This window comes from Streptomyces sp. NPDC004561 (genome assembly GCF_053602155.1).
On sequence record NZ_JBSGDB010000055.1, the window covers coordinates 28625 to 28974 of the forward strand.

Annotated in this window: 1 protein-coding gene; it reads left to right on the plus strand. The window is 72.3% G+C overall.

All coding sequences use genetic code 11. The features are described 5' to 3' along the window. A partial coding sequence (locus ACWEN3_RS10665) for a LexA family protein (RefSeq protein ID WP_452968292.1) occupies positions 1-243 on the plus strand: 243 nt, incomplete at its 5' end. Positions 244-350 lie beyond the last annotated feature (107 nt).

Below are 350 nucleotides of genomic sequence, written 5' to 3' on the forward strand. Positions count from 1 at the left end.
GTCGGCGACTCCATGATCGAGGCCGCGATCTGCGACGGTGACTGGGTCACCGTCCGCCGCCAGCCCGTCGCCGAGAACGGTGACATCGTGGCCGCCATGCTCGACGGCGAGGCCACCGTGAAGCGCTTCAAGCGCGAGGACGGCCACGTCTGGCTCCTCCCGCACAACTCGGCCTACGAGCCGATCCCCGGTGACGACGCCACTATTTTGGGCAAGGTCGTCGCCGTGCTGCGGCGTGTCTGACCGCCGCGGCGGACGGGCCTGACGGCCCGCTCCCTGACCGGGCCCCGGAACCCCTGCGCCGGTTCCGGGGCCCTGCGTATGCCCGGCGTCGCGGACGCTCCCGCATC